Genomic DNA, 8,662 nt, shown 5'->3' on the forward strand with positions numbered 1-8,662 from the left:
CTTTCGTACCTTAAGTCCTTATTCCTCTCTATTTTTACCTGCGAGTTTTCGGGGGATTTTTCGCCGGTTTTGGTTGGGAGGAAATCAAATTCACTTATCCTTGAGCAGTGTATTCAGCTCCTCCATAAAAGTATTGATATCCTTAAACTGCCGATAGACAGACGCGAAGCGGACATACGCCACCTCATCGACCTTGCGCAGCTGCTCCATCACCAGCTCCCCAATCACCTTACTGGATACCTCAGTTTCCAGAGAGCCAAAAACGCGCTGCTCCACATTGTCCACGATTTGCTCCAATTGAATGAGCGAAACCGGGCGCTTTTCACACGCCTTCATCAGTCCGCCCAGCAGCTTTTGCCGATCATAGGCCTGCCGTGTGCCGTCGCGCTTGACCAGCATCAACGGCATCCGCTCCACGGTCTCATAGGTGGTAAAACGCTTGAAACATTTGAGACATTCCCTGCGGCGGCGGATGCTCGTTCCCTCATCAGTCGGTCGGGAATCGACCACCTTGCTGTCGTCAAACCCGCAAAACGGACATTTCATTGCGTTTCCCCCTTGCAAACCAGTATACTGTTCTGTATTTTCCCTTATTATACCACCGCTTGTGGTATAAAGTCAATTAGCACACCTAAATCTGCGGCCTACTTTTCCCGCTTTACAGCGAAGCAAACCGGCTCAGCGTGCGCACCGCACCGCTGAGCTCCTCCGGTGCATCAAAGTTGGTTCGGTAGACCTCAATGATGGTATGACCGTCATATCCTTTCGCGCGCAGCCGTGAGAAGAAATCCGCATAATCCATGCTGCCTTCACCGGGCATCAAGCAGCTTTGCTCGGCAGAAAAATCGTTGATGTGCACGTTGACCAGCCGCTCGCCCATTGCGTCCAGAAACGCTTTCCAACTTTGTCCTGCCCGATATGCTTGCTTGATATCCAGCGTGTACCGCAGCTCCGGCACATCTCGGTACAGCGCATGCACAAATGCCGGTTCACGTGAGCGGCACCATGCGACGTTCTCCTGTGCCAACGTGATCCCGCAGGCTGCACCGATTTCACACAACCGCCGGTAAACCGCGCACTTGCGTTCCCATCGCGCCGGATCATCCTGCTGTCCCATGTTGCGCTCGCCGTGAAAGGTCAAAAAACGTGCGCCCAGCGCTGCCGCACACTCGAAATACCGCTGATACTGCATTAGTCCGTCCTCTGTGCGGCGCGCATAGTCGGAAAACAGCAGCATGCCCTCCATCAGCGAGGTATACGGATGCACGGATACTACATCCAGTCCCAAGCTGCGTGCCTGCGCGCCAAGCGCTTCATAAAACCGAGGCTCAAACTCGCTTTCCGTATTGAAAAATATCTCAATCGCACGCACGCCCAGCCCTGCAATGATTGGCAGAGCCTCTTCCAGCGGCTGCGGATAAAAACACGCGGTTGACATTCCGATGCGCATGGCATTTCTCCTTTCTTTTGCTGCAATGGACAGCATCTACTAAACTGACGCTGTATCCAAGGCTTCGCTATTCTGTACCAGCAGATAAATCGTCAAAAGGCCGGGCACATTGCCCGGCCTTTTTGCATCATAATCAGACGCGCTTTTTGCGGAACTTCTTGCGGAAGAAGCCCCACAAGCTGGTAGACAGCATAACAGACGACCAAGCGCCCGCCAGAATACCGACGATCAGCGGCAGCGTGAACTGCTTGAGCGACGGCACGCCCAGAATATAGATCATACCAACCGTGAACAGCGTGGTCAGCGAGGTATTGATCGTACGGCCCATGGTCTGCCATACGCTGCGCTCGGCCACCGCCTCAAACGGCTCCTTGCGCGCGATACGCAGGTTTTCACGCACACGGTCGAATATGATAATCGACGCGTTGATCGAGTAACCGAAGATGGTCAGCGCTGCGGCGATGAAGTTGGTATCCAGCGGAATTTGCAGCCAGACATAAACCGACAGCATAATCAGCAGGTCGTGTACCAAGCAGATGACCGCCGCCAGACCGCTGGTCAGCTCAAAGCGAATGGTGATATAAATCAGCATCAGCACGATCGCAACAATTGCGCACAGGAAGGCTGCACGCTGCAGGTCGGAGCCAACCGACGCGGAAACGTCGTTGTTGTTGTAGATCTCGTCCTCGGTCAGATTATAGGTTTCGGTCATCTTTTCGATGACAGCCTCACGCTTCTCCGAGTCGATCGAAGTCGAACGAATCAGCACATTCTCATTGTTATCGCCCGAGGAAGTGACGGAGGAAGCCTCCATACCGGTCACTTCTTCAAACAGGTTGCCAACCTCGGTCTGGAGGTTCTGGTCAACCGTCTGATGCATGGCAAACTCCATCTCGGTGCCGCCCGCAAAGTCAATGCTCAGGTTAAAGAAGTTTTGACCAAACGGCAGCAGAATGAGCGAAACCAAACCGGTCAGAACCAGCAGGATCGAGATACCGCCGAAGATCTTGAAGTTCTTCAAAATCGCAAAGCGCGGACGCAGCGCGTGGTCGTTCAGGCCATACGCCTTGGGGCTGCGGATGTGGAAATCCACCATGCGGTTGAGCAGGAAGTGGGCCACGGTCAGCGCCGTGAACATGGAAACGATAACGCCGATGCCCAGCGTGGTCGCAAAGCCGACGATCGTACCCGTGCCAAGGAAGAACAGAACAGCCGCTGCAATCAGTGTAGTGATGTTGGAGTCCAGAATTGCGGTGAACGCGCGCTTAAAGCCCGACTCGATCGCGCTCTTGACCGTCTTACCCGCGCGCAGTTCTTCCTTAATGTGCTCGAAGATGACGACGTTGGCGTCAACCGCCATACCAATGGACAAAATGATACCTGCGATACCCGGCAGGGAAAGGTTAACACGAATGAGACTGAAGATCAGCGCTTCAATGACGATATAGAAGCCCAGCGCAAGGCATGCAACCAGACCCGGGATGCGGTAGATAATCAGCATGAACAGGCAGACCAGCAGCACGCCGATCGCACCTGCGATCAGGGAAGTGCGCATCGCGTCCGCGCCCAGCTGCGGGCCGACCGAACGCAGTTCCACCTGCGTCAGCGAGAACGGAATCTGGCCTGCGTTGATCAGATCAGCCAGTTCCTGTGCGCTCTCGCGCGTAAAGCTGCCGGAAATCACACAGCTATCGTTGTCAATCGTCTCGCTAACCGACGGATAGGAGATGATCTGGTCATCCATGATGATGAACAGCTGATTGGTGCCGTCCGTGCGGGCCGATACCGATGCAGTAGCCTCAGCGAACTTCTGACGACCCTCGCTGGTGAACTGTACCTGTACATAATGAATATCGGACATTTCGGTGCCGGTCGGCTTACCATAGCCGTAAGAAGCCTTGGCGATGTCCTCGCCGGTCAGCCACTCCTTGCCGTCTGCATCCGCAAAGATGAGCTGCGCGGTCGTGCCGAGCGTCTGTACTGCCTCTTCCGGATTGGTGATCTGCGGAATCTCGACCGTTACGCGGTTGTCGCCGGTCAGGGTGACGGTTGCCTCAGTAAAGCCCTTATCGGTCAGACGCTGACGGATCACCTTCTGCACCGAGTTCATGTCGTCGGCCAGATTAGACATATCGTAGCCTTCCGGGATCTGCGCCTCATATACGATGCGCGAACCACCGACCAGATCAAGACCCAGACGGATGCCGTTCTCGGTATCCATCACGCTCGGAATGATCGCCTTGAGAGAATCCGCCGTCGTCTCCTCCGCCGTCTCCTCTGTTTGCTCGGTGGTGCTATCGGTCAATGTTTGATCCGTTGCGGCCTGATCCTCTGTCGTATCCGCCGTATCAGCGGTATCCGACGCCGCCGTATCCCGAAACGGCATAGTCCAGCCTCCCGGAATATACACACCTGTCACTGCGGTAACGCCCAGGAAAATGATCAGCAGGATCACCGTAATGAAGGAAATCACACTTTTCTTCAATGTTTCTGCCTCCTTCGTTTTCTTACACAGCTAAAGTAGTATACTGCGAAACCACTTAAAAGTCAACCTTGACGCCGCACGCTTACAGGTTGATCTCCACTGTGACCTCTTCTCCCTCCAGATAGGGTGCGATCGCCGGACGGACGCACTCGCTGATAAACTCGTCCACCTGCGACGGGCAGCGGCCGATGTATGCCGCCGGGTCGAGATGCTCCAAAATCTGCTCGCGCGTCATGCCGAACATTGGGTCGGCTGCGATGCGGTCGATCAGGTCGTTGTCCAGACCCTCTTCCTTAATACGCTTGCCTGCCGCCATCGAGTGCTCACGGATGCGCTCATGCAGCTCCTGCCGGTTGCCGCCGCGCTTGACTGCGTCCATCATAATGTTCTCGGTTGCCATAAAAGGCAGCTCGCTCATCACACGCGCCTCGATCACCTTGGGGTAAACGACAAGGCCGGAAACCACGTTAATCATAATATTGAGGATCGCATCGACCGCAAGGAACGCCTCCGGTACAGAGATACGCTTGTTAGCCGAGTCGTCAAGCGTGCGCTCGAACCACTGGGTCGCGGAAGTGAACGCCGGGTTCAGGCTGTCGCAGATGACGTAACGTGCCAGCGCGCAGATACGCTCGGAACGCATCGGATTACGCTTGTACGGCATCGCAGACGAGCCGATCTGATGCTTTTCAAACGGCTCCTCGATCTCCTTAAGGTGCTGGAGCAGACGCAGGTCGGTAGCAAACTTGGACGCGGACTCGGCAATTCCGGCGAGGGTTGCAAGCGTCTGCGCGTCGATCTTGCGCGAATAGGTCTGGCCGGACACCGGAACCACACCCGCAAAACCAAAATCGTCCGCAATGCGCTTTTCCAGCTCCTTGACCTTGCTTTCGTCCCCGTCGAACAGCTCCATGAAGGACGCCTGCGTGCCGGTCGTGCCCTTCGAGCCGAGCATGCGCAGGTTTTCAATGCGGTATTCGACCTCATTCAAATCCATCAACAGCTCATTCATCCAGAGCGTCGCGCGCTTGCCGACCGTCGTCAGCTGCGCGGGCTGGAAGTGCGTAAAGCCGAGCGTCGGCTGCGCCTTGTGCGCATCCGCAAAGCGCGCCAGCTTGTCCAGCACAACCGCGAGCTTTTTGCGCACCAGCAGCAGACCCTCGCGGATCTGGATGATATCGGTGTTATCGCCGACATACGCGCTCGTCGCCCCCAGATGGATGATACCGGCCGCCTTCGGTGCTGCCTTACCGAAGGTATACACATGCGCCATCACGTCATGGCGCACTTCCTTCTCACGGGCGCGCGCGGTATCGTAATCAATGTCGGTCAGGTGGGCCTCCATCTCATCGACCTGCTCCTGCGTGATGGGCAGGCCGAGCGCCATCTCCGCCTTGGCAAGCGACACCCACAGGCGGCGCCAGGTAGAGAACTTCATATCCGAGGAGAATACATACAGCATCTTTTCCGAAGCATAGCGCGAGGACAGCGGGCTTTCATACACGTTATTCATGTCAGTCGTCCTTTCAACTCTGTCTTTTTTTGATTGCAACAGCAAACGGGCAGACAATTATACATCTTGTTTAGTTTAACACTCCATACGGTTTATTTCAAGCCAAATCGCCCTGTTTCGCGCACATATTGTGACAATAAACAAAGAATTGCCCGCCCTGCCCCGCGTATTTGACACGCTGCCGCGCCCTGCCGCTTGACGGGCGGTCAAAGGGCGTGCTATCATCAGGATAACAAGCAAACGGGAGGGATGCGATATGCGCAGAGCAAAGCGCGAGGAACGTGCGGCGCTGGCCGCACTGATGTTTGACCAATTTTACGATCAGGCCGAATTACAGCAACAATTTTCCGGCATCGACCCGGAAACCGCCCGGCAAATCGGCCCGACTGTGCTCGGTCTTGGACAGGGCTATTTCTTCTCGCACGGCGATATTTTTGTCAGCGACAGTCCGGATGGCACGCCTGCCGGCGTGATTGCAGGCATAGATGCACAGCGTCTGGCGCATTTCGGCCCGCTCGGGCAATTTCTCTATGCCCTGCGTCACGGCAAAGAACTGCACGACATCCCGCGTCCGCTGCTGACCCAGATCATGCGCAACAGCCGCCCGGTGCTGAATGTGCACAGCACTCGCTGGTATCGGCGCTACTGCGGCCGACCCTATTATATTGCGCAGTTTGCAGTCGATAAGCCCTATCGCGGCACAGGCATTGCCCGCGACCTGCTGGAAGGCGCAATCGAGCACGCGGTTTCGCAGGGGTATCCAGCCGTGATTTTGGAAACCTTCACGCGTGAGAATGTGCGGATGTACCTGCACTTTGGCTTCCAGCTCAAGCAGGTACATACCTGCGGAGATTTTACCGAATACCGGCTGCTGCTGCCGCTGATGCAGTTAGGCGCATTTTAAAACCGCAAATGTATAATAAAAAAGACGGGCAAAGCCCGTCTTTTTGCTATGACGCTCATCTTTATGCGTTCTTGATGAACTCCTCCAGCCGGTCAAGACCCTTGTCGATCTCAGCCAGCGAAGTCGCGTAGCTCCAGCGTACAAACCCCGGCGCGGCGAACGCCGTGCACGGTACGGTCGCAACCAAGCCCTTTTCGAGGAACAGCTGCGCGAAGTCCTCCGCACTCTCAATCGTCTTGCCGTACATCTGCTTGCCGAGGAAGTTCTTCATGTTCATCATAACATAGAACGCGCCCTGCGGCTTGATGCAGGAAACACCTTCGATGCGGTTCATGCGCTCGACCAGATGATCGCGGCGTGCCTCAAACGCCTGCTTCATCACCTGCATATCCTCCTGCGGGCCCTTGAGCGCGACGATCGCCGCATGCTGCGAGATTGTAGAGGGCGCCGAAGTCGAGTGGCTCAGGTAGTTGCTCATTACCTTAGCAAGCTCCGGGTTGGATGCACTGTAACCAATGCGCCAGCCGGTCATGGCATAGCTTTTGGACACACCGTTGACGATGATGGTGCGGTTCTTAACATCCTCATTCAGCGAAGCAAAGGAGACAAACTCAATGTCATCATACACCAGATTGCAGTAAATCTCATCCGCAATGACATAGATATTGTGACGGCAGCAGACCTCTGCGATCGCTTCCAGTTCCTCGCGCGTATACACCATACCGGTCGGGTTGCAGGGCGAGTTGAGCATGAACACCTTGGTTTTGTCCGTGATTGCAGCGTCCAGCTGGGCAGCTGAGATCTTAAAGTCCTGTTCCTCTTCAGCTGCGACGATCACCGGCACCGCGCCCGCCTGCTGCACCATTTCCGAATAGCTGACCCAGTAGGGTGCGGCGATGACGACCTCATCGCACGGATTGCACAGCGTCATCAGTGCAATATAGACCGAGTGCTTTGCACCCGAAGCCACAACGATCTGCTTCGGCTCATACTCCAGGCCGAAATCGGTTTTCAGACGATAGCACGCGGCCTCACGCAGCTCCATCAGGCCTGCGGCCGGCGTATAGCGGGTCAGATTGTTCTCGATTGCCTCAATGCCTGCCTGCTTGATGTGCTCGGGGGTCGGGAAATCCGGCTCGCCCGCGCCAAAGCCGACTACGTCCTTGCCCTCGGCCTTCATCTGCTTGAACAGCGAGTCAATGACAAGCGTCGTTGATGCCTGTACCCCCGCTGCGATTCTGGAAATCGGTTTCAATGCCACTGCTCAGCACTCCCTTTTCGTCTCTCTATATTTTTATTATATGCCTGCCGGTTTATTTTTGCAAGTCTGCGCCTGCAAAACTGCAAAACAGAAGAATAGAAAAACCGCCGGTTTGGGGCGGTTTTGGTGTGGATATTTCACAAAGCGGTGGTCAGATCGCGCGAAAAGACGACGAGCGCACGCCCGTCCCTGATTTCGACCGTAACAGTCGCATTTTCCGCAGCCTCATTGGAGATCGTGACCATCCCCGCACGCGTGACTGTTGCATCACGCAGCGGGTATTTTGCATTTTCGATCGTCACGCCGTGCAGGACAGCATCAAGCGGCACGATGGAGAAATAGCGATATGCCGCCGGCATTTTGAATTTCCGGCAGCCGCCCTCATGCAAAACGATGCGGTTTTGCCGATCAAGCACGGTCAGATACCCGCCCAGATCGTGCGCCTCTTCCAGAAGCGACAGGTTCGCCAGCATATGGTCGATGCGCCCGCCGGTCGCACAGACGAGCGTTGCCTCGGTGCAGCCGCGGCGAAACACCTCACGCAGACAGCCCTGCGTATCCGTGTCATCCTTTTCCGGCTTCAGACGGATGATCTCCGTCCCCTCGACCTCAGGCATGGAATCGCAGTCCGAAATCATGAAATCCGGATGCAGCCCGAGCGCACGCGCATGGCGCAGACCACCGTCCGCACAAGCGATCAGCGCGTCCGGATGCTCGTCCAGAAACGCGCGGATGTAGCCGTATTCGGTTTCGGGTGCAGCGGCAAAAATCAACGCGTGCCGCCCTTGGAAATCTCCCATTGCTTCAAATCCTTTACGCTATCATACAGCTTGACATAGCTTTCATGGCGGCTGCGGGCAATTTCCCCCGCCTCTACCGCCGCCAACACCGCGCAGCCCTTTTCCTTGACGTGCGCGCAGCCGGTAAACTTACACTGCCCCAGATAGGGCGCAAACTCGGGAAACGCATATTGCAGATCCTCTGCCAGCACCAGATCCATCTGCTCGGTCTCAAACGAGGAAAAGCCCGGCGTGTCCGCGATGTAGCCG

The 8,662-nt window shown here is 55.8% G+C and carries 7 protein-coding genes and 1 pseudogene; 1 reads left to right on the forward strand and 7 read right to left on the reverse strand.

The features are described from left to right. Positions 1-90 precede the first annotated feature (90 nt). The 4 genes from nrdR to purB form a co-directional block, all read right to left on the reverse strand. Positions 91-546, reverse strand: coding sequence for a transcriptional regulator NrdR (nrdR, locus tag ABGT74_RS06210; RefSeq protein ID WP_297282893.1), 456 nt, complete (start codon positions 544-546; stop codon positions 91-93). Between the two features lie 112 nt (positions 547-658). Beyond that, positions 659-1,450, reverse strand: a complete 792-nt coding sequence (locus ABGT74_RS06215; RefSeq protein ID WP_346704886.1) for a sugar phosphate isomerase/epimerase — start codon at positions 1,448-1,450, stop codon at positions 659-661. A 133-nt stretch (positions 1,451-1,583) separates the two neighbouring features. After that, positions 1,584-3,935: a protein translocase subunit SecD gene (secD, locus tag ABGT74_RS06220; RefSeq protein ID WP_346704887.1), complete on the reverse strand. Its 2,352-nt coding sequence runs from the start codon at positions 3,933-3,935 to the stop codon at positions 1,584-1,586. A gap of 82 nt (positions 3,936-4,017) precedes the next feature. After that, positions 4,018-5,448, reverse strand: a complete 1,431-nt coding sequence (gene purB / locus ABGT74_RS06225) for an adenylosuccinate lyase (protein WP_346704888.1) — start codon at positions 5,446-5,448, stop codon at positions 4,018-4,020. 256 nt (positions 5,449-5,704) lie between these two features. On the opposite strand from purB, the gene ABGT74_RS06230 reads away from it, so the two are divergent. After that, entirely contained in the window at positions 5,705-6,352 is a 648-nt protein-coding gene (locus ABGT74_RS06230) for a GNAT family N-acetyltransferase (RefSeq protein ID WP_346704889.1), read from the forward strand. A 61-nt stretch (positions 6,353-6,413) separates the two neighbouring features. Here ABGT74_RS06230 and ABGT74_RS06235 read toward each other — a convergent pair whose 3' ends face one another. From ABGT74_RS06235 to ABGT74_RS06245, 3 genes and pseudogenes are all read right to left on the reverse strand, one after another. Continuing rightward, positions 6,414-7,607: a pyridoxal phosphate-dependent aminotransferase gene (locus ABGT74_RS06235; RefSeq protein ID WP_297282899.1), complete on the reverse strand. Its 1,194-nt coding sequence runs from the start codon at positions 7,605-7,607 to the stop codon at positions 6,414-6,416. Positions 7,608-7,750: 143 nt separating this feature from the next. Further along, entirely contained in the window at positions 7,751-8,413 is a 663-nt protein-coding gene (locus ABGT74_RS06240; protein ID WP_297282888.1) for a thiamine diphosphokinase, read from the reverse strand. Next, positions 8,383-8,662 (reverse strand): annotated as a pseudogene (locus ABGT74_RS06245) (ribosome small subunit-dependent GTPase A); the annotation flags it as partial. The gene ABGT74_RS06240 and the pseudogene ABGT74_RS06245, both read right to left, overlap by 31 nt.

It is taken from the genome of uncultured Agathobaculum sp., assembly GCF_963927765.1.
Classification (GTDB): Bacteria; Bacillota; Clostridia; order Oscillospirales; family Butyricicoccaceae; genus Agathobaculum.